Here is a 23,745-nt window from a genome sequence, read left to right as displayed (position 1 = left end):
CGCCACGCGGTCGACCGGGGCGTCGTCGACGAGCTGTGACAGGTCGCCCTGGTGGAGCACGCGGATGGGCGAGGCGACGTCGCCGACGAAGTCGGTCGTGAAGTCGTCGTCGTCGGAGCGCGACTCCTCGTCCATGGCGTCCTCGACCTCGGCGGCCGTGCGCGTGCGCAGGGCGACGTCGTCGGCGTCGTCGACGACCGTGTCGGCCTGCCCCAGCTGCCACGAGCGGTAGATGAGCGCGAGCAGGAAGGCGGAGATACCGAAGGTGATCACGATGGCGGTGAGGGTCAGCGCCTGGGGCAGAGCGTCGGACATGTCCGCGGCATCCGTCTCGCCACCGTCGTAGAACGGTGCGCGCCCGGGCGCTCCCATGACGACGAGCAGCAGGAGGTTCGCGGCGTTGCCGAGCAGCAGGAAGCCGATCAGCACGCGGGTGAGGCTGCGCTCGAGCATGGCGTAGACGCCGCACGCGAAGAGCACGGCCATGACGATGATCAGCACGAGGGAGATGCTCACGCGGACACCACCTCCGCGTCCTCCGGTCGCTGCGACTGCCGGTCGACCTCGGCGCCGAGGCTGCGGAGCACGTCGAGCACGAGTCCGATGACGACCAGGTAGACGCCGATGTCGAAGATGGTGCTGGTCACGAACTCCCAATGGCCGATGACCGGCAGTTCCCCTTCGAAGGTGAAGCTCTGCAGCGGGGCGAACCCGAAGAACATGGGCGCGAGTGCGCACAGCACGGCGATCGCCATGCCCGCGCCGAGGAGGCGTCCGGCGTCGGTGGGCGCGGCCGCCCCCAGCTCCCACCGTCCGCCCGCGATGTAGCGCATCACCAGGCCCATACCCGCGACGAGACCGCCGGCGAACCCGCCACCCGGCAGGTTGTGCCCCGCGAACAGCAGGTAGAGCGACACGATCATGACCGAGTGGAACAGCACCCGGATGACGATCTCGAGCAGGATCGAGCGGTTCTCGGGCTGCACCTTGGCCCCCGAGACGAGCCAGGCGCGCGGGGCACCGGTCTCGCCGACGCGCTGGGCGCGGACGCCCTCGTCGGTCTCGACCAGCGGGCGCCGACGACCGAGGCCCACGACGCTGCGGGCGGTACCCGAGCGACGGGCGAGGTTGTCGCTGCGGTCGGTGATGAAGACGAGGGATGCCACACCCGTGGCCGCGAGAACGAGCACCGAGAGCTCGCCCATCGTGTCCCACCCGCGGAGGTCGACGAGAGCGACGTTGACGACGTTGCGCCCGTGGCCGATCTCGTAGGCCAGCGGCGGCCATTCGAGTGACACGGGCAGGTCCTGCCGGGCACCGGTCGCGACGATGGCGACCAGCGCCATGGTCAATCCGACACCGGCGCCCAGGACGGCCCGGGCGATCGGTGCGACCGATTCGTTCTGCTCGCCCATGCGCGCCGGCAGGCGCCGCAGCACGAGGGCGAACACCACGAGCGTGACGGTCTCGATGAGCACCTGCGTGAGGGCGAGGTCGGGCGCCCCGCTCGTCGCGAAGAGCACGACCATGCCGAGCCCGGTCACCGACACGAGCGCGACACCGGTGTACCGCTTGCGTGCCCGAACGGCGAGGATGCCGGCTGCGATCATGATCGGCGCCGAGATGAGCTGCGTCGGCGACTGCCAGGCGTCGAGCTGGGCGCGCCACTCGTTGGACGCCAGCAGGGCGGTGCCCTCGGCCACGACGAGGACCACGAAGATCGTGCCCACGTAGAACGGCAGCGAGCCGCGCTGGAACCGCGCCGTGATCCACTCGGACGAATGGTCGATGGACCGCAGCGTGAGGTTGTACGCGTCGTTCGCCGTGAACGGGAGCACGCGCCGGCGCTTGTGGAGCTGCGTCTTGCGCACAACCCAGAACACGCCGGCGCCGAGCGCGAGGGTGCCGAGCGAGATGAACAGCGCCGGCTCCAGGCCGTGCCAGAGCGCCAGGTGGTAGGGGTAGTCGGGCGCGGGGACACCCGGCGTCGCCTCGGGAACGCCGTCGGCGTACGGCGCGAGCCAGTGGTCGACGATCGGCGACAGGAAGCCGAGCACGAGCGAGGCGGCGGCGAGCAGGACCGGCGCCGAGAGGAACCCGATCGGGGGGTCCGGCCAGTCGGTCGTCTCGACGTCGCGCTTGGTCCAGTAGGCGCCCCACAGGAACCGGATGCCGTACGCCGCCGTGAGGGCCGAGCCGAGCACGACGCCGATCAGCGCCACGATCCCCCACCCGGCGCCCGCTTCCGCCTCGTGCAGCAGCGCGGTGAGCGCCGTCTCTTTCGCGACGAAACCCAGGGTGGGGATGACGCCGGCCATCGATCCGATCGCGATGAACGACGCCGTGGCCATCACCGGGGCCTGGCGCCCGAGTCCGGAGAGTTGTCCGATGTCGCGGGTGTTCAACTGGCGGTCGATGACGCCGACGATGAGGAAGAGGCACGACTTGAACAGCGCATGGCTGAGTAGGAGCGCGACGCCGGCGAGAGCGGCATCCCGCGTGCCGTAGCCGAGCATGACGGTGAGGAAACCCAGCTGACTGACCGTGCCGAACGCGAGGATGCGCTTGAGGTCGCGCTCGCGCAGCGCCTGGAAACCGCCCAGCAGCATCGTGAACACACCGAGCGTGATCAGCGTCGGGCGCCAGAACGGCGTCTCCGCGAAACCGGGCGCGAGCCGCGCGATCAGGTAGATACCGGCCTTCACCATCGCCGCGGCGTGCAGATAGGCGCTGACGGGGGTGGGGGCGGCCATCGCACCGGGCAGCCAGAAGTGGAAGGGGAAGATGGCCGACTTGCTCAACGCACCGACGAGCAGCAGAAGCACGGCGATGTCGACGACGGTGCCTGTCGGCGGGTCGGCGAGGATGGCCGACAGGCTCGACGTGCCCGCCTGCACGACCATGAGCACGACGCCGATCAGCATGACCAGGCCGCCCAGGGTCGTCACCAGGAGCGCCTGCAGGGCCGCACGCCGGCTCGAGGATCGGGCGTGGTAGTACCCGATGAGCAGGTACGACAGCACGCTGGTGATCTCCCACAGCATGATCAGCACGACGATGTCGTCGGTCAGCACGAGCCCGTACATCGCGCCGGCGAAGGCCAGCAGGACGGCCGAGAACTGCCCGACGCCCTGGGTCTTGCCACGGAAGTACCAGCGGCAGTAGAGCATGACGAGAGCGCCGACGCCGGTGACCACGAGGGTCAACAGCCACCCGAGCACGTCCATCCGCATCGAGAGCGAGACGTCGATCGCGGGGATCCAGCGGTATTCCTCGAACGGAATGTCGCCGGCGAACACCGCGGGGGCGAGCGTGACGGCGTGCACGAACGCCAGCAACGGCAGCACGGCGGCCACGAAGAAAGCGCGGGCTCCGATGCGCGAGACCAGCCAGGGGAGCAGCAGCGGAAGTGCCGCGAACGCGCCGAGGAACACCAGCATGCGTGGGCCTCCTCGGGGTCGACGGGCGGTTGCCCGGGCTCTCGGGGTGTCGGACCTATTCTATGCGGCGCATGAGAGTCTCGGCACCTACTCGCCTCACGTGGTAGGCGGCGGGCCCGTCGTGGTCCCGACCCGGAAGGTGCACTCGAGGTCGAGCCCCGAGGGCACCGTATCCTCCAGCATCGCGGCCACGGCCTCGCCCGCGGCGCGCCCCTTCGCGGTGGCGGGCTGCACGAGGGTGGTCAGCACGTGAGGGGCGAGCCCGTCGACCACCACCCCGTCGAAACCGGTGACGCTGACGTCCTGCGGCACACGGAGACCCGCTTCCTCCGCGGCGCGGATGATCCCGGCGGCGAGCAGGTCGCTCTGGGCGATGATCGCGGTGGGCCGACGTTCGGCGAAGATCGTGCGCCCGGCGATCGCGCCCTCGTCGATCGAGCTGGTCGCCGCGGCGAGTGCGGGCGCGTCCGGGAACACCTGTCGCGCGCCTCGCAGCCGGTCAGCGGTGACGTCGACGCCGATGACGGCGTCGGGAGCGAGCCATCCGCGTCGTCGCAGGGTGTCGACCGGCAGGGTGACGATCACGACGTCGTCGTGCCCCAGGTCGGCGAGGTGGCGGGCGGCCGCCCGCTGTGCGTCGGCGTTGTCGAGCAGAACGCGAGGGACGCCTTCGCCCGCGTCGCCCTCGACCACCACGACCGGGATGCCGCGCCCCCGAACGATCTCGAGCGAATCGCGCATGCGGGGGCTGCAGCCGATCAGGACGGCGGCGTCGATGGGCGCGGTGTGCAGTGACGGCTCGCTCACGGTCACGCCGTCGTCGCGGAGCAGCAACAGGGCAGCGCCGAGTCGCGAGACGCCGTCGGCGAGGCCGTCCATCATGTGCGTGGTGACCGGGTCGAGGAAGGCGGTGCCCAGGTGCTGGTCGAAGACGACCCCGACGATGCCCGAGCGGCCTCTCCGCAGCGACGCCGCGCGGGGGTCGGGGCCGGTGTAACCCAGGCTCTCCGCCGCGGCGAGCACGCGGGCACGGGTCGCCTCCGAGGTCGGCGTCTTCCCACTGAAGACGACCGACGCGGTCGACGGCGAGACGCCGGCTTCGCGGGCGACGTCGTTGATGGTCGCGCGTCGGGTGCTCACGGGGCGATGCTACCCGGCGAGCGCACTGATCCCGAATCGATTCGATCGATGTCGAATCGATTCGTTAGAGTGTCCACATGCACTCCACGTTGACCCGCTCGCAGCTCGTGCGCTGGCACATCGCGATCTGCGCGATCTTCCTCGCGAGCGGCCTCAGCATCTCGACCTGGGCGTCGCGCGTGCCCGCCATCCGCGAGTCCCTCGGCATCGAGAACTCCGGCGTGGGACTGCTCCTGCTCGGCATGGGCGTGGCATCCATCATCGGCCTCTCCATCGCCCCCGCCGTCATGGCGCGAATCGGTGCGCGCTCGGGCATGCTCGTCGCGCTCGTGCTCGTGGGCATCGGGCTGGCGGTCATCGGGTTCGGTGCCGACACGCTGCAGCTCTTCGGTGTCGCCCTCGTGGGTCTGGCCCTCTTCGGTTTCGGCAACGGCGCGGTCGACGTGATGATGAACGTCGAGGGCGCCGCGCTCGAGAAGGCCACCAGCCGCACGATCATGCCCCTCCTGCACGCCTTCTTCAGCTTCGGGACCGTGATCGGCGCGGGCCTCGGTTTCCTCGCCGTGAGCCTGGACATCCCGGTCATGGCGCACTGCGTGGCGATGGGCGTGGTGATCCTCGTCGTCGCGTTCGTCGCCGTGGCCAACGTGCCGCGCGCGGAGGTCGCGATGGACGCCCCCGCCGCCGAAGAACGCGCCCACTGGCGCGAACGCCTCGCGGTGTCGCTGGAGGCGTGGCGCGAGCCCCGCACCTACACGCTCGGCGTCATCATGCTCGGCATGGCGTTCGCCGAGGGGAGCGCGAACGACTGGCTGCCCTCGGCGGTGGTCTACGGCCACGGCGCTCCCGAAGAGGCGGGGCCGGCCGTGCTCGCCGTCTTCTCCGTCGCCATGACCGCGGGCCGCATCGTTGGCGGCCCCGTCGTCGACCGTTTCGGCCGCGTGCTGGTGCTGCGCGTGCTGGCCGGCACCGCGGCGGCGGGCCTGCTGCTGTTCATCCTCGCCCCGTTCGGACCCCTCGTCTTCGTCGGTGCCGCCCTGTGGGGTCTCGGCGCCTCGCTCGGCTTCCCCATCGGCATGTCGGCCGCCGCCGACGATCCCGCCAAGGCCGCCTCGCGCGTCGCCGCGGCGGCCACCATCGGCTACGTCGCGTTCCTGTGCGGCCCGCCCATCCTCGGGTGGATCGGCGACCACATCGGCCTGCTGAACACACTGCTCATCGTGGTCGGGCTGATCGTGGCATCCGGGCTCTTCTCGGGTGCGGCCAAGCCCCTCCCGGTGGCCGAGCCCGCCAGGGAACCCGCGCGGCGCGATTAGGCTCGACGGGTGCGTCTCGTCATCGCCCGTTGCTCCGTCGATTACACCGGCCGCCTCAACGCGCATCTGCCCCTCGCCACCCGCCTGCTCGTGCACAAGGGTGACGGGAGCCTGCTCGTCCACTCCGACGGCGGCTCGTACAAGCCGCTCAATTGGATGAGCCCGCCCTGCGCGCTCACGATGGAGCAGCCCGACGAGGTCGACCTCGAAGACGGGGTGATCGAACGCTGGCGCGTCACGCACGCCAAGACCGGTGACGCGCTGCTGGTGCGCATCCACGAGATCTTCCACGACACCGCCCACGACCTGGGCGTCGATCCCGGCCTCATCAAAGACGGCGTCGAGGCCGACCTGCAGCGCCTGCTGGCGGAGCAGGTGTCGGTGGTCGGCGAGAACCTCACGCTCGTCCGTCGCGAGTACCCGACCGCCATCGGACCGGTCGACCTGCTCCTGCGCAACGACGACGGTCGCGGCACCGTCGCGATCGAGGTGAAGCGTCGCGGCGACATCGACGGCGTCGAACAGCTCACGCGCTATCTCGAGCTGCTCAACCGCGACCCCTTGCTCGCGCCGGTCACGGGTGTCTACGCCGCGCAAGAGATCAAGCCGCAGGCGCGCGTGCTGGCGACCGACCGCGGCATCCGCTGTCTCACCCTCGATTACGACGAGATGAAGGGCGTTCAGTCGGGCGCACCCCGCCTGTTCTGATCCTCGTGATCCTGCCTCGCGGGCGGGTGAATTCCGGGGACGGACAGCGGGTTCCGGCGCAGACTCGAACGATCAGTCCGCTCTCGCCCCCTGAGGAGGCTCCCATGCCGTTCCTGTCCCGCGTCCCCCGATCCGTCGCCGTCGGTGGAGCCACGCTCGCCCTCGTGGCGGCGGGCCTGCTCGTCCCGCAGGCGGCGTCGGCTCGCCCGTCTTACGGATATCCGTCCTACATCACCTGCACGACGGCAGCGCTCACGACCCTCGTCGCAGAGGGTTCCGTCGTGAAGAAGCGCGGGGTGAGCGGCACTGGCTTCTACACGAAGGGTGGCGGTGACTTCCTCGGGAAGAATCGGACCGCCAGCGCGAGCGTCGCGCAGACCTCCCCGGGTTACTACCGATGGATTCCCCTCTGCGCGTGACCCGAGGTCGGATCCTCGCGGCACCGCGATAGCGCGGACTCGCGTCCCGTCGTCGGCGCGGCATCCCCGTCGACCCATCGGGATGCCGCGCCGGTAGCGTGGACGCATGCCCGAACGCTCTCCCTTCTCGTGCGTCCTGTGGGACGTCGACGGAACCCTCGTCGACGCCTCCGACGGGATCCTTCGCCGCCTGACGACCACGCTCGACCATTTCGGGCGCACGCCGCCGACGCGGGGCGAGCTGTCGCGCTGGATCGGCCCGCCCATGTTCGAGTCCTTCCAGGTCAATGTCGGCATGACCGCCGAGCAGGCCGTCGAGGCCGTCGCGTTCTACCGCGGCTTGAACAAGAGCGAGGGCTACACCGTCAGTGCGCGCCTGTACCCGGGCGTGGGCGAGCTGGTGCACGACCTCCACGCGGCAGGCGTTCCCCAGTCGACGGCGAGCTCGAAGCCCGAGGTGCAGGTCGTCGCGCTGATGGACCACTTCGGCCTGGCCCCCGACCTCGAGGCGATGGTCGGCGCGACCCTCGACGAGCGCACGCTGAGCGCCAAGTCCGACATCGTGCGCGAAGCGCTCCGCCGGCTCGAGGCCGCCGGGGTCGACACGTCGCGCCCCGTGCTGATCGGCGATCGGCACCACGACGTCGAGGGCGGTCAGGATGCCGGGGTGCCGGTGATCTTCGTGAGGTGGGGCTTCAGCTGGCCGCATGAGGCCGAGGGAGCGCAGGCGGCCGTCGACGACGTCGACGAGCTCCGGGCCCTGCTCCTCGTCGACGACGCGCCCGATGCCGATGCCTGATCTGGCCTGGGCGGCGCCGACGGCGATCGCCCTTGCCGCCGCCGCCCTCGTGGTCGCGATCATCGTGGTCGCCGTCCGCGTGCAGCGCCGGTCTCCCCGCGCCCGAGCGGCCGCCGGTCACGCGGTGTCCGACGCGGCGGCCGCGCTGCTCGCACTCGACGACGACGTCGACGATCTCGACGTGGCGTTCGAGGCGGCGGACGCACTCGACGCCGACGACGTCCCCACCGACCTGCGTCGCGCCCGCACCACGGCGCATCGCGCCCGTGACCGCGGCTTCGGCGACCTGCTGGCGCTCGAGGCCGACACGGGCGTGGCCGCTCGCCGACGCGACCAGGCCCGGCGACTGCGCGAGACGCTGGATGCCCGGCGCACGCAGGTCTCCGCGGCGCGCACCCGCCTCGCGGAGTGGGAGCGCGAACACCGCTCACCCGCCGACCTGCTCGCGGCCGCGCGTCGCCGCCGCGACGATCTGGTCGCGACCTCGGGTGATCCCGAGCCGCTCGTCGACGCTCTGCGAGCGCGCTTCGACGACGACGACTGGTCCGAGGCCGCCGTGGCGGCCGAGCGGGCGAGAAGCGCTCTGACCGATGCCGACGCCGCCCTCCGTCGCGCGGAGGCGGATGCCGACGGCGGTTACATCCGCCACGCCACGGTGGCTCTGCGTCTCGCCGCGCGCCATCTGCGCGACGTCGAGGACGGGCACCGCATCGCCCTCCAAGCCGCCGGGAACGCCGACGCCGAGGTGGCCGCCGCACGTGCCGAGATCCGTGAGGCGATCGACGTCGCCGCCTCTCGCCCCGACGCGTGCCGGCCGGGCGCGGTCGAGCGCCTGCGCGCGGCGGCCGTCGAACTCGACGACGCTGCCGCCGCGGCCACGCGACGCCCGCGCGAAGCCGTCGCCACCGTCGCCCGCGTGCGCGAGGAACGCGACGAGCTCCTCGGCGAGGCCGTCAGCCTCCGCCGACGTGTCGAGGCCGCTCGCACGGCGCTCCCGGGAACGCTGGCCTGCGCCCGCGCGGCCCTCGCCGCCGCCGAGACAGCCGGTGCGACAACCGCTGCGACAGCCGCGGTCATGACCGACGTAACGGCCACCCGCGCGGATCACGGGGCGCGGGGCGAGAGCGGATCCGACGACGCCGCCCGCATCGCCCAGCGCCTGCGGGTGGAACGCGCCCGACGCCACCTCGCCGAGGCCCGGGCCGCCGCCGACGCCACGCAGGCGCTCACCGCCGCCCGCGCCGCCTGGACCGAAGTACGCTGACCAGCGCCGCCCCCTCGTAGCCTCCCGCCGCGACGCTCGCGTGCCCTATCGTGAGCGGCATGGCGCAGAAGACCCTCGTCGCTCGCTCGCTCACGGTGGCGAAGCGCGTCCCGGTCACGCTGACGCTGGCCGGCATCCTGCTGCTCGTGGGGCTGTTCTCCGGCGGCCTGTGGCGATCATTCGCCGACTCCGACCTCTTCTCCTCGGTCGCCTACGGACTCCCCGCGCTCTCGGCGGGTCGATGGTGGACGCCGGTCACCGGCACCTTCTTCGTCGACTCCCCCTGGGTCTACGCCGCCGGCATCCCGATCCTCGTGGCGATGGGGTTCCTCGAAGCGCGGCGGGGCTCCCGCGTCGCGGCGATCACCTTCGCCGGAGGCCAGCTGTTCTCCGTCCTCGCGGCCTCCGCCTTCCTGTGGGGTGCCGCGTTCCTGCCGTGGACCTGGGCGCAGCAGCAGGCGACCGCCCTCGACATCGGTCCGTCGGGCGGCCTGTTCGCGTGCCTCGCCGCGGCGCTCGCGCTGCTCCCCTCGCCGTGGCGTCTGCGCGCGTGGACGGTCTTCCTTGCCGTGCTGCTCGTGTCGTTCTTCTATTACGGGTCGCTTCCCGATCTCGAGCACGTCCTCGCCGTGCTGCTCGTGCTGGCCGTCGACCGGTCTCTGCGCCCGCAGCGCGTGAGCGTCCGCGAACAGCGCCTGGTGGCCTTCGTCGTGCTGTGCGCGCTCGGAGCCATCGAGATCCTCGGGTACGTCGCACCGATGACCGGCCCGTTCGGCACCTCCGCGGCGGCCTCGGGGTCGTGGATCGACGTCGCGGTGAACACCGTGATCGTGCTCCTCGTGGCCACGGCGTTGCGACGCGGCCGCCGGTGGGCGTGGGTCGTCGTGATGATCTACTGCGCCCTGAACCTCGCCCTGGTCGTCCTCATCGTCGGCGTCCTGCTCCTGTCCGGGGTGAACGGTATCGAGGCCGACCTGGACGCCGACGTGACCAGCGTCCTGGCCTCGTCGACCCTCTGGATCGTCGCGTCGGTCTACTTCATGCTCGTGCGGGCGGCGTTCCGAGCGCGTCCGCGCGCTGTCCTCGGTGATCCGCCGCCGCCCACCGCCGACGAGGTCGTGAAGGAGCTGCGGGCGACCGGCGGAGGAACCCTGTCGTGGATGACGACGTGGGACGGCATGTCGTACGCTCGCTTCGGCCGCGGCATCGTCGCGTACCAGCGACGCTCCGGCGTCGCGTTGGCCCTCGGCGACCCGCTCGGACCGTCCGAGGTCCGAGCAGACACGGTCCGCGCCTTCATCGACCGCGCCGAGGCGGCGGGACTCGCCCCGTGCTTCTTCAGCGCCGGCGCGGCGACGTCGGCCGCCGTGCCGAGCGGATGGCGCAGCATCGTCGTGGCCGACGACACGGTGGTCGATCTGCCGGGCCTGCAGTTCACCGGCAAGGCATGGGGCGCGGTGCGCACCTCACTGAACCGCGCCGAGCGCGAGGGCATGACGTTCCGCCTCTCCCGGCTGAGCGACGAGAGCTGGGGCGTCCGCCAGCAGCTGCGCGCGATCTCCGAGAGCTGGGTGGGCGACAAAGGCCTTCCCGAGATGGGTTTCACGCTCGGCACCCTGCACGAGGCGTCCGACCCCGAGGTGCGGATCGCCCTCGCGGTGTCGCCCGCGGGGGACGTAGACGGATTCCTGTCGTGGCTGCCCATCTACGGAGAGGGCGCGATCCGCGGATGGACGCTCGACCTCATGCGGCGCCGCGACGGCGGCTTCGGTCCCGTGATGGAGTTCCTCATCGGGGCATCCGCCCGGCAGTTCTCCACCGAGGGCGCCGAAGTCATGTCGCTGTCGGGGGCACCGCTGGCGCACGAGTACCCCGCTGATGCCGGTGTCATCGCCGATCTGCAGAAGCGCATGGCCGACGCCCTCGAGCCCGTGTACGGTTTCGCCTCGCTGCACCGCTTCAAGCAGAAGTTCCATCCCCGCTACGAGACCATGTACCTGCTCTACCGGGACGAGGCGGATCTCACGCGCATCGGCGCCGCCCTCACACGGGCGTTCCTGCCGCACGCGACGATCCGTCAGTTCGCGGCCGCCGGAGTGGACCTCGTCCGGTCCGACAACTGAGACGCCCCGGTCGACGCGGTCGTCGGCCGGGGCGCATCCGATTCGGACTCGGAGGGAGTCAGAGGGGGCGGATGTCCTCCGCCTGCAGGCCCTTGGGGCCCTGCGCGACCTCGAACTCGACGCGCTGGTTCTCCTCGAGCGAGCGGTAGCCGCCCGACTGGATGGCGCTGTAATGGGCGAACACATCCTGCCCGCCGTCATCGGGGGCGATGAAGCCGAAGCCCTTCTCCGAGTTGAACCACTTGACCGTGCCCTGCGTGCTCATCCTGATGCCGTTCCCGCTCGAGCCGACACCGAGCGCGCCGGACTGTGCCCCCACGGTAACGGGCGGATTCCCCGTGCGCACGGCACCGTGACACAAACGTTGCGCGAGGCGGAACGAGGCCCCACGCACCCGAAGCCCATACGACGCCCGGGCTGAGCAGGGCTCAAAGCCCGGGCGTCGACGGATCCCCCCGGATATGTCACGCGAGGCGTGACGAGATGACAATACCGGCGTCGAGGCGCGCGCGCGACACGAAAACGAAGAAACAGTAACTTCTGTCGATGTTCTGTGATATCTGAAAGCCGTAAACTCCGCCTGATGGATGATCGACGCCGCGCTTCGGCCCTCGTCGACGAGGCGTATCGCGCCCTCGGCGGGGCCATCGTCGACGGTCGCCTGCGGCCGGGAGACCGACTGCGCGACGTCGAGCTGGCGGAGCTGATGGGCATCTCCCGCACGCCGGTGCGCGAGGCGCTGCAGAAGCTGGAGCGCATCGGCCTCGTGGAGATCGCGGCCAACCGGTACACGCGGGTGTCCGAGGTCACCGACCGAGCCCGAACCGACATGCGCGAGTACGCCGCCCACACCATCGCGGGCGCGATCCGCGTGGCACTGGCTCGGTGCACGGATGAGGAGATCGTTCTCGCCGTGGACCTCGTCGACCTCATGCGCGACGCCGAGACGTCGCGGTCGTACGTCACCGCCGTCCTGACGTTCTACGCCCACATGGCATCCGGATCACGCAACATCGTCTTCTCGCGGGCGCTGGAGCAGACCGACCTCGTCCTCCGACGCAATCTCGACGGCTGGCAGAGCATCTCCGACGAAACGCGCGCGACGCTCTTCCAGCACCTGCGTTCCCAGGTCGCCGCGCGCGATGCGAACGGCGCCACCTGGACGTTCCTCGCTCTGCACGGTTTCGCCTGACCGCACAAGTGCGGCAGGTGCGTCGCCCGCCGCCGCTAACGTGACGGCATGCCCCACATCGAGCTGCGCGATCTTCACGACGACGACCGGGATGCCGCGTTCTCGGCCGTCCACGCCAGCGCTTCCGCGTGGCAGCGTGCTGCGTTCGATGATCGCCCCTCGTTCGACGCGTGGACGGATCGCGCCGATGTCGCCGCTCTCGTCATCGTCCTGGATGCTTCGGTGATCGGCCTGGCTGCAGCGATGGACGTGGAGGGCGACCGCGAGATCCTCCTCGCCGTCGCACCCGGCGCCGACAGCGACGCGTCCACCGAGGCGCTCCGTCTTCTGACCGCGCGCGAGGCCGAGCGCCCGCTCTACGCGTGCGTCGCCGCGAGCGACGAGCCGTCGCACGATGTGCTCGCCCGCATCGGATTCGTCGAGCAGCAGCGCGACGGCGACGATGTCGTCTACGTGCTGCCCCCGACCCTGGAGTGACGGCGGCGCTCAGCGACGCGTGAGCGTGGCGACGATCGGCCGGTGATCGCTGCCGGCGTCGTCGAAGTCGTCGAGCACGGAGAACGATTCCGCGCGCCATCCCGCGCCGACCAGCACATGGTCGATGGGGGCGGCCAGCGCGAGGGGGAGTCGCACGGGCCAGGTCCCCTGAGCGCCCGCGCCGACCTCGGCCGCGGCGTCGCGGCATCCGCCGATGATGCCGCCTCGGGCGCCGAGGCCGGCGAAGTGGTCGACGGTGGCGTTCAGGTCGCCCGCGACGATCACGTCGGGGTCGCCGCACTGCTCGGCGATCCACCGCAGCCCCGCATCCCACTGGTCCATCACCCGGGGGAGGGGCGGCATGGGGTGGGCCGCGACGAGCGTGGGCCCCCGGCCGTCGACGGGCCGCCAGACGCCGCTGGGCAACCCGGGCGTAGAGGCGATCGACGCATCGCGCGCATAGGCTCCCAACGCCGTCGAGATGAGGATCGACGTCGGGATCGTCTCGCCGCCCCGGGCCGCGGCGACGGTGTCATGTCGCATCGACACCCCCTCTCGGGCCAGGATGCCGACGATCTCCGCCGCGGCGAAGGCATCGGTCTCGGGCAGGCTCACCACATCCGCACCGGTGTCGCGAACGAGACGCGCGACGCTTTCCGGTGATGCTCCGCCGCCGTACGCGTTCCACGCGACGACGGTGAGATCACCATCGACCGCGGACGCGCCCCACCCGCGAACGACGAGCACACCGGCGTTTCCGAGAAAGGCGGCGGCCAGCGCAAGCGCGAGTGCAGCGCTCACACCCCACGTCCCGCGCCGCGCCGCCACTGCGCCGACGATCAGTGCCAGCACCCCGAGAGCACCCGCTGACACGCCGCGCAGCGAGAGCAGGTTCGCGACGAGCGGCAGACGATGGATGCCGACCAGCTGGGGCCACACCGCGATCGTCGCGACCGCCCCGCCGATGACCAGGACGACGAGGAACGAGAGACGGGGACGACGGAGCATCGACGACGTGGAGGCAGTCAGCCCAGGCGCTTCGCCGCCTTCTTCACCTTCTTGAGCGCTTTCGGCACGTCTCGCAGGTGCGCTTCAGCCCGCTCCGCGGCGAGCGCTGCGACCGCGTCGTAGGGACGGGTGTCCTCCTGCGCGGTGAAGGCACGGCGGTGCAGGGCGGTGGCCCTTTCCGCCAACAGGATGTCGTCGCGGTGGTCGCCCAGAAGCTTGTGGACGCGCTTCGCGGACCGTCCCACGCGTCGGGCATCGCCGCCGAGTAACTCGGGATCGGCGCGATCGACGGCTTCGGCGAGGTAGCGCAGCCGGCGCGCGGCCTTCCGCACGTCGTGCAGCCGCTCCATCGACCCGTCGCTGCGCCGTGCCGCACGGGAGACACGGTCCGCCTCCTTGCGGAGAAGGCGGCGGAAGACCTTCTTCGCCTTCGCGTCGTCCAGTTCGAGGCGCAGTCCGGCTTCGCGCACGAGCTGGGTGCGGGCGCGTGACTCCTCGGTCGCGTGCGCGGCGACGACACGGTCGTGCACATGACGGTAGGCCGCGCGCTCGTCGCCCACGAGACGACGACGGGCGTCGGCGTCGTCGATGCCGCGTTCCGACAGGGCGTCTTCGGCGCGTTGCGCCCGCACTTCGGCGTCACGCGCCTCGCCGAGGAGCTGACCCCACGACTTCAGGGCCGCGTTCAACTCGCGGGTCTGCGCGGTCGGCGAGATCCGACGGAGAGCGGTCGTGACGCTCCGGAGCCTCCGGACGACGGTGCGGTGCTCGTGCAACCCGTCGGGCGCATCGGCAAGGGCGGCGGCTTCCGTGGATTCGACGTCCGCCGACGCGGTCTGCACGATGCGGCGGGCGATCGTCTGGGCGGAGGGGATGTCACGGGGCATGAGCCCACGGTATTGACGGGCGCTGGTCGGAGGGGGCCGGTTGACGAGCGGTCGGGAAAAGGAAAAGGCCCGGGGCGCGGTCCCACCGCCCCGGGCCTTCCTCGGATCGTCAGCGCGCGGCGCGACGTCCCACGATGAGGCCGTAGATCAGCAGGACGATGATCGAGCCGCCGATGGCCAGGAGCCAGGTCTGGATGGAGAAGAAGTTTTCCAGGGGGGCGTTGAAGAGGACGCTACCCAGGAAGCCGCCGAGCAGAGCGCCGACGACGCCGAGCAGAAGCGTGATGAGCCAGCCGCCGCCCTGCTTACCGGGGAGGATCAGCTTGGCGATGGCGCCGGCGATGAGTCCGAGGAGAAGAAATCCGAAGAATCCCATTGTTGTTCCTTTCGCGAGTGTGAACCGATGCCCGCTCGAGGGCGGGTTCTCGTGTTTCCAGGTTCCTCCCAGGAAGCGATTTTTGGGGGTGGGTTGCGCGGCGCCTCGAATTCTGTCTGTCGCGCGGGCACGCGACCGCGCAGGCGCGAGAAGACGGGGGAACTCGCGCTGAGGGTCAACCTTTTCCCCCGGTCTCGGGCCGCGTGCGGCACGAGAAGTCGATTCATGCACATGATCCGCGTTCGATCAACGTCCCCTGGAAATCGAAGAGACGGACGCTATGATTGATCTTGTGTGGGGGCACAATGGGAGGGGAGTGCTGTGGCACTCGAGCAGATTTTTCGTCGACTCGACGACTTGGACGGATCCGAACTGGACTTGGATTCCACCCCGGTGTCATTTGCTCTCGAAGGGGTTCAGTACTCCATCGACTTGACGCGAGGCAACACCGAGAAGCTCCGCGAGGCGCTGGCACCGTTCATCGCCGCCGCCAGGACCGAGGGGTTCGAACACGCTCATCACCTGACGCGGTCGCAGCGCACGATGAAGCGTCGCGCGATCCGGGAATGGGCACGGGCGAACAACCTCGAGGTGTCCGATCGCGGTCGTATCAGTGACGCCGTGCTCGACGCGTACGCGTCGCAGGGGACGAACTCGCGACAGCAGCACTACGGCGCCGCCTGACCGCTCGCGGTCGGCGTTCCGCACGCGCCGACGTCGAGAGCCCGCCGCAAGACGGTGGGTCCTCGACGTCGCGTGTGCGGATGACAGCCACGTCTGCGCGCGCATGGGCGGGAAGATGTCCCCAATGAGGGGCATCGCTCGTCAGCGCCGCGTCTCGGCGTCATCCGAGCCACCGATGAAGAGGAGCGTTCCGGGTCGGACCCGAGAGCGCTCCCCGTCGCTGCGCGCGGAGCCTGGCGAACGGCGTGAGGGCGACCCGGAACGGGTTCGTTGCCCCCGCAGACGATGGAGGTGGCCCCGGGATCAACCCGGGGCCTTTTCCGCTGTGCGCTCGAGAGGGAACTTTCCCCACCGCCCCTCCACGCGCCGCTGCGCAGCGCGCGGAGCCTCCGGCGGCGTGGGCCCAACTCGGAAAGGGTTGCAGGACCGACCCGTCCGCAGACACGAGAAAGGCCCCCGGGATGAACCCGGGGGCCTTTCTCATCTGTGCGCGAGGGGGGACTTGAACCCCCACGCCCGTGAAGGCACTGGCACCTGAAGCCAGCGCGTCTACCTATTCCGCCACTCGCGCATGCGCGGCACCGAGATGCCACGCGACCAACTTCCCGAGAATATCACGGCCGCGACCGCGTGACGAAACGCGGTCCGCGCAGACGGCATCCATCACCTGCCCAGCCGCGCTGACTACGATGTGCCTACTGGTCTGCCTGCCCGAAGGAGTCTCGTGGGACTACTCGACAGTTTCGAGAAAGGTCTCGAACGCGCCGTCAATGGTGCGTTCGCGAAGACCTTCCGCAGTGGCATCCAGCCGGTGGAGATCGCCTCGGCCCTGCGCAGCGAACTCGACAAGAAAGCCGTGGTCGTCACGCGCGACCGCATCCTGGCCCCCAACACGTTCGCCGTGCGCCTGTCGCCCGCCGATGACGAGAAGATGAGCGCCCTCGGCTCGACCCTCGTCTCCGAGCTCGACACCCTCGTCAAGAAGCACGCTCGCACACAGGGTTACTCGTTCGCCGGACCCGTCGCCATCTCCATCGAGCGCGACGGCTCCCTGTCGACCGGAACGCTGCGCGTCGATTCCCAGACCACCGAAGGCCGCATCGCCTGGCGCGGCGTCGTCGACATCGATGGCACGCGGCATCCGCTCACGGGATCGCGCACGGTGATCGGCCGTGGCAGCGATGCCGACATCACCATCCCCGACGCCGGCACGAGCCGCAAGCACGTCGAGATCCTGTGGGACGGCGAGCGCGCGATGGTCCGAGACCTCGGGTCGACCAACGGCACGACCCTCAACGGCCACAAGGTGTCCGAGGCCGCGCTTCCGCCCGATTCGACGATCTCGATCGGCCGCACCAATATCGTGTTCCGTGTGGTCGCGCAGGCGCAGCCGCCGCGGCGCCCGCAGGCGCCCGACGCCACGAGCATCTTCGACGTCCGGGAACGGGGAACCCAGTCATGAGTCAACTGACTCTTCTTCTTCTGCAGGGCGGTTTCCTCGTCCTTCTGTGGTTCTTCGTGTTCGGCGTCGTCTACTCCCTGCGCGCCGACCTCTTCGGTGTGAAGGTGCGCAAGCTCCCCGAGCCCGTGGCATCCCCCGCAGCGGCGGCTGCGGCCCCCGTGGCCTCGCCCGATGCCGTGACCACCCAGGTCAAGCGTCCCGCCGCCCCGGCCCCCGCTCGCGCGGGTGGACTCGCCACCACCTCGACCGTCTCGCGCATCGTCATCACGAGCGGGCCCAAGGCCGGGCTCGAACTCCCGCTCGGCACCGAGCCGCTCACGATCGGGCGTTCGAGCGAGTCCGGCCTCGTCATCCGCGACGACTACACCTCCAGCCACCACGCGCGCCTGGTGCTGTGGGGTGAGCAGTGGATGCTGCAAGACCTCGACTCCACGAACGGAACCTCCCACGACGGCGCACGCGTGGCCGCTCCTGTCCAGGTGAAGGTGGGCGCGCCGATCAAGGTCGGCGCGACGACGTTCGAGTTGAGGACGTAAGCCACCTCCATGGTCTTCCAGGGCTCGAGCGCCGCCATCTCCCACACGGGCAAGGTGCGCTCCAACAACCAGGACTCCGGTTACGCCGGGTCGAACCTCTTCGTGGTCGCCGACGGCATGGGCGGACACGCGGGCGGCGACGTGGCCTCGAGCCTGGCCATCGGTCGCCTCACCGAGCTGGACCAGCCGTTCCGATCGCCGACCGACGCAGAGCACGCCATCCGCGACGCCCTGGCCGACACGGCGACCGAGCTGATCGACACCGTCGGACGCCGCCCCGAGCTCGCGGGCATGGGCACCACCGTGAGCGCGCTGGTCATGGTCGACGACTACGCCGTCATCGGTCACATCGGCGACTCGCGCATCTATCTCTACCGCGACGACACGCTCACCCAGATCACCGCTGACCACACCTTCGTCCAGCGCCTCGTCGACTCGGGCCGCATCACTCCCGAAGAGGCCCGCTATCACCCGCGGCGCTCGGTGCTCATGCGCGTCCTCGGCGACATGGACCCCGACCCCGAGGTCGACAGCTTCATCATGCCGACGCAGGACGGCGACCGCTGGCTGCTGTGCTCCGACGGACTCTCGGGGGTCGTCGACGACGACCACACCGCCAAGACCCTCGCGCTGGGCATGCCACCGGCACGCACGGCGGACGCTCTGCTGAAGCAGGCGCTCGACGGCGGTGCTCCCGACAACGTCACCGTCGTGCTGGTCGACGTGGGCGGTCAGCACCCCGTCTTCATCGGCACCCCGACCGTCGTCGGTTCGGCGTCGAACCCGAGCGGTGTGGTGGTCCCCGCCGCGCGGCCCGGACGCGGCGGCTGGTTGCACCACGCCCGGCAGGTCGCGAACGAGCCCACGCACTTCGAACCCGCGGCCGAGTTCCTCGAGGAGCTCATCGAAGAAGACCGTCGCCGCGCGCGCCGGCGGCGGTTCGGCTGGCTCGCGGCACTGCTCATCGTGCTGGCCGGCCTCGGGTTCGGCCTGTACGCCGGCTACAACTGGACCCAGACGCGCTATTACGTCGGCGCCGACGAGAACACGGTCGTCATCTACCGCGGCATCCAGCAGTCCATCGGCCCCCTCACGCTCTCGACGGTCTACGAAGACACCGACGTCGCGCTGGACGAGCTGTCGGAGTTCGACCGGCAGACGGTGGAGACCACGATCTCGGCCGGTTCGCTCGCCGATGCCCAGAGCATCGTCGACCGCCTGCGCCCGGCCCAGGAGGCAAGCGGATGACCGACCAGAAGCTCACCCGCTCGACGGATGCCGTGTCCACCGACACTGCCGTGATGCGCGCCCTCAAGAAGATCCGCGTGCCCGCGACGCAGCGCAACCGCGAACTCGGGCTGCTCGTCTTCGCCATAGCCGTCTACGGCGCGGCGGTCGTGCTCGTTCAGCTCGGGGCCACCGGTGTCGTCGAGACCGGCTTCCTGATCCTCGCGGCCATCCCCGCGGTCCTCGCGCTCATCACGCACGTCGTGCTGCGCCTGCGCGCCCGCGACGCCGACCCGTTCGTGCTGCCCATCGCGACCGTCCTCACCGGTCTCGGCATCGCGATGATCTACCGCATCGACCTGGCCGATCAGGCCAGCGGATGGGATGCCACGGGCCACCGCCAGATCGCCTGGGCCGTCATCGCGATGATCGCCGCCCTCACCGTGCTGATCTTCGTGCGCAACTACCGGGTGCTCTTCCGCTACACCTATCTGTTCGGCCTCGTCGGCATCCTGCTGCTGCTCCTGCCGTTCGTGCCGGGCCTGGGCACCGACCAGAACGCCGACGTGTGGGTCTCGCTGGGCTTCGTGTCGTTCCAGCCGGGCGAGCTGGCGAAGATCTGCCTGGCGATCTTCTTCGCCGGGTACCTCGTGCGCACGCGCGAGAGCCTCACCTCCACCGGTACGCGGTTCCTGTTCATGACGTGGCCGCGCGCTCGCGAGCTCGGTCCCGTGCTCATCATCTGGCTCGTCTCGCTCGGCATCATCGTCCTCCAGCGCGACCTCGGCACCGGTCTGCTCATCTTCGGCATGTTCGTGGCGATGCTCTACGTCGCCACCGGTAAGACGAGCTGGGTGGTCATCGGCCTCGTGCTCGTCGCGAGCGGCGCGTTCCTGGCATCCCGTGTCCTCCCCTACGTCAACGGCCGCTTCGCGAACTGGTTGAGCGCCTTCGACCCCGAGGTCATCGATCGCGACGGCGGCAGCTACCAGCTCGTGCAGGGCATCTTCGGCCTTTCGCACGGCGGGCTGTTCGGCACCGGGCTCGGGCAGGGGCGTCCGTACATCACGCCGCTGTCGCAGAGCGACTACATCGTGCCGAGCCTCGGCGAGGAGCTCGGGCTCGTCGGTCTGTTCGCGATCCTGGCGCTGTACATGGTGTTCACCAGCCGCGGCATCCGGATCGGGCTCGCCGGTCAAGACGACTTCGGCAAACTCCTCGCAACGGGCTTCTCGTTCACCATCGCCCTGCAGGTGTTCATCATGGTGGGCGGTGTCACCCGCGTGATCCCCCTGACTGGTCTGACCACGCCGTTCCTGGCCGCCGGCGGATCCTCGCTCATCGCGAACTGGATCATCGTGGCGTTCCTGCTGCGCATCTCCGATGCCGTCCGCAGCCGCCCCCGGGTGGTGATCGGCTGATGACACACGCTCTTCCGCCCGCAGACGACCCGACGACGAAGGAGGCACCGTGACCAAAGAGCTCCGACGCCTCAGCATCGTCATGCTCGCGATGTTCCTGGCGCTGTTCACCTCGACGAGCATCATCCAGGTGGTGCAGGCCGCCAACCTGACGAACACCGCGGGCAACACCCGCGCCCTCTACGACTCGTACGAGGTCCAGCGCGGGTCGATCATCGCCAGCGGCACCGCGATCGCCTCCTCCGTCCCCTCGGATGACGTCTACAGCTGGCAGCGCCAGTACACGGATGCCGCGATGTGGGCACCCGTGACCGGCTACATGAACCCGGTGCTCGACTCGAAGACCCGGATCGAGGCCACCGAGAACGGCGTGCTCAGCGGCTCCGACAACGCCGACTACTTCTCCCGCATCGAGCGAGCGGCCACCGGCCAGCTGCCGCGCGGCGCCAACGTCGAACTCTCCGTCGACGCGAACGTGCAGAAGGCGGCCTGGGACGCACTCGGCGACCAGCAGGGTGCGGTCGTGGCGATCGAACCCTCGACCGGCCGCATCCTCGCCATGGTCTCCAAGCCCAGCTTCGACACGAACACCCTCGCATCGCACGACACGGATGCCGTGAACGCGGCATACGACCAGCTCGTCGCCGATGCGTCCAAGCCGCTCGACAACCGGGCCATCGAGGGCGATCTGAACCCCCCGGGCTCGACGTTCAAGCTCGTCGTGGCCTCGGCAGCGCTGGCATCCGGTCGGTACACCCCCGACTCCGCCTTCCCGAACCTCGCCGCGTACACGCTCCCCCAGTCGACGAACGTCGTGAGCAACGCCGGCGGCGGCACCTGCGGCGAAGGCGACACGGTCACCATCGCGACGGCCCTGCGACTGAGCTGCAACATCCCGTTCGCCGAACTGGCGGTCGACCTCGGTGACGACGCCATCCGCGCCGAGGCCGAAAAGTACGGGTTCAACACCCAGTTCTCGATGCCGCTGCAGTCCACGGCATCCACCTATCCCGACTCCCCGAACGCTCCCCAGACCGCCCTCAGCGGCTTCGGTCAGGGCGACGTGCGGGCGACACCGCTGCAGATGGCGATGGTGTCGGCGGGCATCGCGAACGGCGGTGTGGTGATGAACCCGCGCATGATCGATCGCGTCATCCGACCCGACCTGTCGGTCGCCAGCGAGGGAACCGGCAGCGAGTTCGGCCGGGCCCTCGATACCGACATCGCGGCGCAGATGGTGTCGATGATGACGGCGAACGTCCAGGACGGCGCGGCTTCGAATGCAAGAATAGAAGGGGTCCAGGTGGCGGGTAAGACCGGCACCGCGGAGAACGATTCCCGCCCCTACACTCTCTGGTTCACCGGCTTCGCGCCGGCGGACGACCCCCGGGTCGCCGTCGCTGTGGTCGTCGAGAACGGCGGAGGCCAGGGGCAGAGCGGGAGCGGCAATGAGATCGCCGCCCCGATAGCGAAGAAGGTCATGGAGGCGGTGCTGGGTACATGAGACCGACACAGGGTGTGACCTTCGGCGGGCGGTACGAGCTCGAGTCGCGGATCGCGATCGGCGGCATGGGCGAGGTCTGGGAAGCGACCGACCACGTCATCGGACGTACCGTCGCGATCAAGATCCTCAAAGACGAGTACATGGGCGACCCCGGGTTCCTCGAGCGCTTCCGCGCCGAGGCCCGGCACGCGGCCCTCGTCAACCACGAGGGCATCGCGAGCGTGTTCGACTACGGCGAGGAAGACGGCAGCGCCTTCCTGGTCATGGAACTCGTGCCCGGTGAGGCGCTCTCCACGATCCTCGAGCGCGAGGGGTCGCTGTCGACCGACAAGACCCTCGACATCGTCGCCCAGACGGCCGCGGCCCTCCAGGCCGCGCACGCCGCCGGTCTGGTGCACCGCGACATCAAGCCGGGGAACCTGCTCATCACGCCCGACGGCCGGGTCAAGATCACCGACTTCGGCATCGCCCGCATCGCCGACCAGGTGCCGCTGACGGCCACCGGCCAGGTCATGGGCACGGTGCAGTACCTCTCGCCCGAGCAGGCGTCGGGTCACCCCGCGTCGCCCGCCACCGACACCTACTCGCTCGGCATCGTCGCGTACGAGAGCCTGGCCGGCAAGCGCCCCTTCACGGGCGAGTCGCAGGTCGCCATCGCGATGGCGCAGATCAACGAGCAGCCCGCGCCGCTGCCCCCCACCGTGCCGGTGCCGGTGCAGAACCTCGTCATGGCGATGATCGCCAAAAAGCCGGAAGACCGCCCGGCGTCCTCGGCCGCCGTGTCGCGCGCGGCCACTGCCCTCCGCCGCGGAGACCTCACCGCGGCGGCCGCCGCCGTGCCGGCCGTCGCCGCGGGTGCCGCGGTCGCCGACGAGGCCACGCAGCTGTTGACCGCCGGTCAGACGTCCGCTGCGACGCGACTCATGCCGACGCCGGCGGCCTCGACCTCGCTCCTGACCGAGGAGCACATCGAGGAGGACCCCGCCCCGCAGAAGAAGCGCTCGCGGTGGACGTGGCCGCTGATCGCCCTGATCGCGCTGCTCGCCCTCGTCTTGGGCGTCACGCTCTTCAACGTCATCTCGAACCAGAGCGAGCCCGAGCCCGCCCCCACGAGCGCCGCTCCCTCGCCGACCCCCACCCCGTCGCAGACGTCGGCGACGCCGACACCCACGCCCAGCTCGCAGCGCATCGAGGTGTCGTCCCTCGGGCTCGAGGGCAAGACGTGCGACGAGGCCCGCGCCATCCTCGAGGAGAACGACCTCGTCGCCGATTGCCAGGTGGGCAACGCCGCGACCCAGGCGAGCGACGTCGGGCTCATCTACAACGTCAACCCGACCGGTGGAGTCGAAGCGGGCACCACCATCACGGTGCGCTTCTACGCGGAGCAGACCCCGCTCGAGACGCCCGGCACCCCCACCCTCCCGAGCGCGTCGGTCTCGGCCGGCAGCGACATCCAGGTCGCCTGGCAGCAGTACACCTGCCCGTCGGGCACCGGATCGGTGACCTCGTACAACTTCACGGCGACCAACGGCACGTTCGACGCGAACGGACAGTCGACGTCGGCGTTCCCGCCCGACGCACGCAACGCCGCTCTGAAGGTCAGCAACTCCGCCGGCCAGACCCTGCGGGTCACCTACACGGTCAGCTGCTCGGGCAGCCCCGACCGTCAGGCGGGTCCCTCGGGCGAGGCGTCGGCATCGATCACGGGCGGAAACAGCACGCCCACGCCGTCCCCCAGCGCGACGACCAACTGACCGACCCG

General features: G+C 70.2%; 21 protein-coding genes, 1 tRNA gene and 1 pseudogene. 15 read left to right on the top strand and 8 right to left on the bottom strand.

Features of this window, described 5'->3' with window-relative positions:
- Positions 1–6 precede the first annotated feature (6 nt).
- From QRO03_RS06580 to QRO03_RS06570, 3 genes and pseudogenes are all read right to left on the bottom strand, one after another.
- Positions 7–516, bottom strand: a pseudogene (locus QRO03_RS06580) (Na(+)/H(+) antiporter subunit C); the annotation flags it as partial.
- Positions 513–3,440 carry a Na+/H+ antiporter subunit A gene (locus tag QRO03_RS06575; RefSeq protein WP_285136718.1) on the bottom strand — a complete coding sequence of 976 codons (2,928 nt, stop codon included), beginning with the start codon at positions 3,438–3,440 and terminating at the stop codon, positions 513–515. The pseudogene QRO03_RS06580 and the gene QRO03_RS06575, both read right to left, overlap by 4 nt.
- A gap of 96 nt (positions 3,441–3,536) precedes the next feature.
- A complete protein-coding gene (locus QRO03_RS06570; protein WP_285136717.1) occupies positions 3,537–4,580 on the bottom strand; it encodes a LacI family DNA-binding transcriptional regulator in 1,044 nt (347 codons plus the stop codon).
- Positions 4,581–4,657: 77 nt separating this feature from the next.
- Here QRO03_RS06570 and QRO03_RS06565 point away from each other — a divergent pair, with 77 nt between their 5' ends.
- The 6 genes from QRO03_RS06565 (at position 4,658) to QRO03_RS06540 (ending at position 11,209) form a co-directional block, all read left to right on the top strand.
- Entirely contained in the window at positions 4,658–5,896 is a 1,239-nt protein-coding gene (locus QRO03_RS06565; RefSeq protein WP_285136716.1) for an MFS transporter, read from the top strand.
- Positions 5,897–5,905: 9 nt separating this feature from the next.
- On the top strand, positions 5,906–6,604 hold the full coding sequence (gene nucS / locus QRO03_RS06560) for an endonuclease NucS (RefSeq protein WP_285136715.1): 699 nt from the start codon (positions 5,906–5,908) through the stop codon (positions 6,602–6,604).
- Between the two features lie 104 nt (positions 6,605–6,708).
- Positions 6,709–7,023 carry a hypothetical protein gene (locus QRO03_RS06555; protein ID WP_285136714.1) on the top strand — a complete coding sequence of 105 codons (315 nt, stop codon included), beginning with the start codon at positions 6,709–6,711 and terminating at the stop codon, positions 7,021–7,023.
- A 106-nt stretch (positions 7,024–7,129) separates the two neighbouring features.
- Positions 7,130–7,822 (top strand): HAD hydrolase-like protein, encoded by a 693-nt coding sequence (locus QRO03_RS06550; protein ID WP_285136713.1) that lies wholly within the window; start codon positions 7,130–7,132, stop codon positions 7,820–7,822.
- Entirely contained in the window at positions 7,809–9,086 is a 1,278-nt protein-coding gene (locus QRO03_RS06545) for a hypothetical protein (RefSeq protein WP_285136712.1), read from the top strand. The genes QRO03_RS06550 and QRO03_RS06545 overlap by 14 nt, the downstream gene beginning before the upstream one ends.
- Before the next feature lie 59 nt (positions 9,087–9,145).
- Positions 9,146–11,209 carry a bifunctional lysylphosphatidylglycerol flippase/synthetase MprF gene (locus QRO03_RS06540; protein WP_285136711.1) on the top strand — a complete coding sequence of 688 codons (2,064 nt, stop codon included), beginning with the start codon at positions 9,146–9,148 and terminating at the stop codon, positions 11,207–11,209.
- Positions 11,210–11,267: 58 nt separating this feature from the next.
- Here QRO03_RS06540 and QRO03_RS06535 read toward each other — a convergent pair whose 3' ends face one another.
- Entirely contained in the window at positions 11,268–11,474 is a 207-nt protein-coding gene (locus tag QRO03_RS06535) for a cold-shock protein (protein ID WP_055952808.1), read from the bottom strand.
- Between the two features lie 318 nt (positions 11,475–11,792).
- Here QRO03_RS06535 and QRO03_RS06530 point away from each other — a divergent pair, with 318 nt between their 5' ends.
- Positions 11,793–12,401 (top strand): GntR family transcriptional regulator, encoded by a 609-nt coding sequence (locus QRO03_RS06530; RefSeq protein WP_285136710.1) that lies wholly within the window; start codon positions 11,793–11,795, stop codon positions 12,399–12,401.
- A gap of 48 nt (positions 12,402–12,449) precedes the next feature.
- Positions 12,450–12,878, top strand: a complete 429-nt coding sequence (locus QRO03_RS06525) for a GNAT family N-acetyltransferase (RefSeq protein ID WP_285136709.1) — start codon at positions 12,450–12,452, stop codon at positions 12,876–12,878.
- 9 nt (positions 12,879–12,887) lie between these two features.
- Here QRO03_RS06525 and QRO03_RS06520 read toward each other — a convergent pair whose 3' ends face one another.
- From QRO03_RS06520 to QRO03_RS06510, 3 genes are all read right to left on the bottom strand, one after another.
- A complete protein-coding gene (locus QRO03_RS06520) occupies positions 12,888–13,886 on the bottom strand; it encodes an endonuclease/exonuclease/phosphatase family protein (protein ID WP_285136708.1) in 999 nt (332 codons plus the stop codon).
- Positions 13,887–13,903: 17 nt separating this feature from the next.
- Complete coding sequence (locus tag QRO03_RS06515; protein ID WP_285136707.1) at positions 13,904–14,773, bottom strand: CHAD domain-containing protein; 870 nt, start codon at positions 14,771–14,773, stop codon at positions 13,904–13,906.
- A gap of 109 nt (positions 14,774–14,882) precedes the next feature.
- Positions 14,883–15,149, bottom strand: coding sequence for a GlsB/YeaQ/YmgE family stress response membrane protein (locus QRO03_RS06510; protein WP_183418935.1), 267 nt, complete (start codon positions 15,147–15,149; stop codon positions 14,883–14,885).
- Positions 15,150–15,470: 321 nt separating this feature from the next.
- Between QRO03_RS06510 and QRO03_RS06505 the strand changes: the two genes are divergently transcribed.
- Positions 15,471–15,833, top strand: coding sequence for a histone-like nucleoid-structuring protein Lsr2 (locus QRO03_RS06505; RefSeq protein ID WP_285136706.1), 363 nt, complete (start codon positions 15,471–15,473; stop codon positions 15,831–15,833).
- Positions 15,834–16,320: 487 nt separating this feature from the next.
- On the opposite strand, the gene QRO03_RS06500 is transcribed toward QRO03_RS06505, so the two are convergent.
- A tRNA-Leu gene (locus QRO03_RS06500) sits at positions 16,321–16,404 on the bottom strand.
- A gap of 153 nt (positions 16,405–16,557) precedes the next feature.
- Here QRO03_RS06500 and QRO03_RS06495 point away from each other — a divergent pair.
- The 6 genes from QRO03_RS06495 to QRO03_RS06470 are packed head-to-tail and all read left to right on the top strand — an operon-like array spanning position 16,558 to position 23,737.
- Positions 16,558–17,295, top strand: a complete 738-nt coding sequence (locus tag QRO03_RS06495; protein WP_285136705.1) for an FHA domain-containing protein — start codon at positions 16,558–16,560, stop codon at positions 17,293–17,295.
- Positions 17,292–17,831 (top strand): FHA domain-containing protein FhaB/FipA, encoded by a 540-nt coding sequence (locus QRO03_RS06490; RefSeq protein WP_285136704.1) that lies wholly within the window; start codon positions 17,292–17,294, stop codon positions 17,829–17,831. The genes QRO03_RS06495 and QRO03_RS06490 overlap by 4 nt, the downstream gene beginning before the upstream one ends.
- Before the next feature lie 9 nt (positions 17,832–17,840).
- Positions 17,841–19,079: a PP2C family protein-serine/threonine phosphatase gene (locus QRO03_RS06485; RefSeq protein WP_285136703.1), complete on the top strand. Its 1,239-nt coding sequence runs from the start codon at positions 17,841–17,843 to the stop codon at positions 19,077–19,079.
- Positions 19,076–20,479, top strand: coding sequence for an FtsW/RodA/SpoVE family cell cycle protein (locus QRO03_RS06480; RefSeq protein ID WP_285136702.1), 1,404 nt, complete (start codon positions 19,076–19,078; stop codon positions 20,477–20,479). Before QRO03_RS06485 ends, QRO03_RS06480 begins: the two co-directional genes overlap by 4 nt.
- Before the next feature lie 49 nt (positions 20,480–20,528).
- On the top strand, positions 20,529–21,983 hold the full coding sequence (locus QRO03_RS06475; protein ID WP_285136701.1) for a peptidoglycan D,D-transpeptidase FtsI family protein: 1,455 nt from the start codon (positions 20,529–20,531) through the stop codon (positions 21,981–21,983).
- A complete protein-coding gene (locus QRO03_RS06470; protein ID WP_285136700.1) occupies positions 21,980–23,737 on the top strand; it encodes a protein kinase domain-containing protein in 1,758 nt (585 codons plus the stop codon). Before QRO03_RS06475 ends, QRO03_RS06470 begins: the two co-directional genes overlap by 4 nt.
- Positions 23,738–23,745 lie beyond the last annotated feature (8 nt).

Origin of the sequence: Microbacterium sp. lyk4-40-TSB-66 (assembly GCF_030209475.1) — a bacterium.
Classification (GTDB): domain Bacteria; phylum Actinomycetota; class Actinomycetes; order Actinomycetales; family Microbacteriaceae; genus Microbacterium.
This window is presented reverse-complemented; position numbering and strand designations above follow the sequence as displayed.

Bases quoted from the DNA above. Each gene is read 5' to 3' on its own strand.
- QRO03_RS06575 (WP_285136718.1), bottom strand. From the start codon at position 3,440: ATGCTGGTGTTCCTCGGCGCGTTCGCGGCACTTCCGCTGCTGCTCCCC.
- QRO03_RS06565 (WP_285136716.1), top strand. From the start codon at position 4,658: ATGCACTCCACGTTGACCCGCTCGCAGCTCGTGCGCTGGCACATCGCG.
- QRO03_RS06555 (WP_285136714.1), top strand. From the start codon at position 6,709: ATGCCGTTCCTGTCCCGCGTCCCCCGATCCGTCGCCGTCGGTGGAGCC.
- QRO03_RS06550 (WP_285136713.1), top strand. From the start codon at position 7,130: ATGCCCGAACGCTCTCCCTTCTCGTGCGTCCTGTGGGACGTCGACGGA.
- QRO03_RS06545 (WP_285136712.1), top strand. From the start codon at position 7,809: ATGCCGATGCCTGATCTGGCCTGGGCGGCGCCGACGGCGATCGCCCTT.
- QRO03_RS06540 (WP_285136711.1), top strand. From the start codon at position 9,146: ATGGCGCAGAAGACCCTCGTCGCTCGCTCGCTCACGGTGGCGAAGCGC.
- QRO03_RS06535 (WP_055952808.1), bottom strand. From the start codon at position 11,474: ATGAGCACGCAGGGCACGGTCAAGTGGTTCAACTCGGAGAAGGGCTTC.
- QRO03_RS06530 (WP_285136710.1), top strand. From the start codon at position 11,793: ATGGATGATCGACGCCGCGCTTCGGCCCTCGTCGACGAGGCGTATCGC.
- QRO03_RS06525 (WP_285136709.1), top strand. From the start codon at position 12,450: ATGCCCCACATCGAGCTGCGCGATCTTCACGACGACGACCGGGATGCC.
- QRO03_RS06520 (WP_285136708.1), bottom strand. From the start codon at position 13,886: ATGCTCCGTCGTCCCCGTCTCTCGTTCCTCGTCGTCCTGGTCATCGGC.
- QRO03_RS06515 (WP_285136707.1), bottom strand. From the start codon at position 14,773: ATGCCCCGTGACATCCCCTCCGCCCAGACGATCGCCCGCCGCATCGTG.
- QRO03_RS06510 (WP_183418935.1), bottom strand. From the start codon at position 15,149: ATGGGATTCTTCGGATTTCTTCTCCTCGGACTCATCGCCGGCGCCATC.
- QRO03_RS06490 (WP_285136704.1), top strand. From the start codon at position 17,292: ATGAGTCAACTGACTCTTCTTCTTCTGCAGGGCGGTTTCCTCGTCCTT.
- QRO03_RS06485 (WP_285136703.1), top strand. From the start codon at position 17,841: ATGGTCTTCCAGGGCTCGAGCGCCGCCATCTCCCACACGGGCAAGGTG.
- QRO03_RS06480 (WP_285136702.1), top strand. From the start codon at position 19,076: ATGACCGACCAGAAGCTCACCCGCTCGACGGATGCCGTGTCCACCGAC.
- QRO03_RS06470 (WP_285136700.1), top strand. From the start codon at position 21,980: ATGAGACCGACACAGGGTGTGACCTTCGGCGGGCGGTACGAGCTCGAG.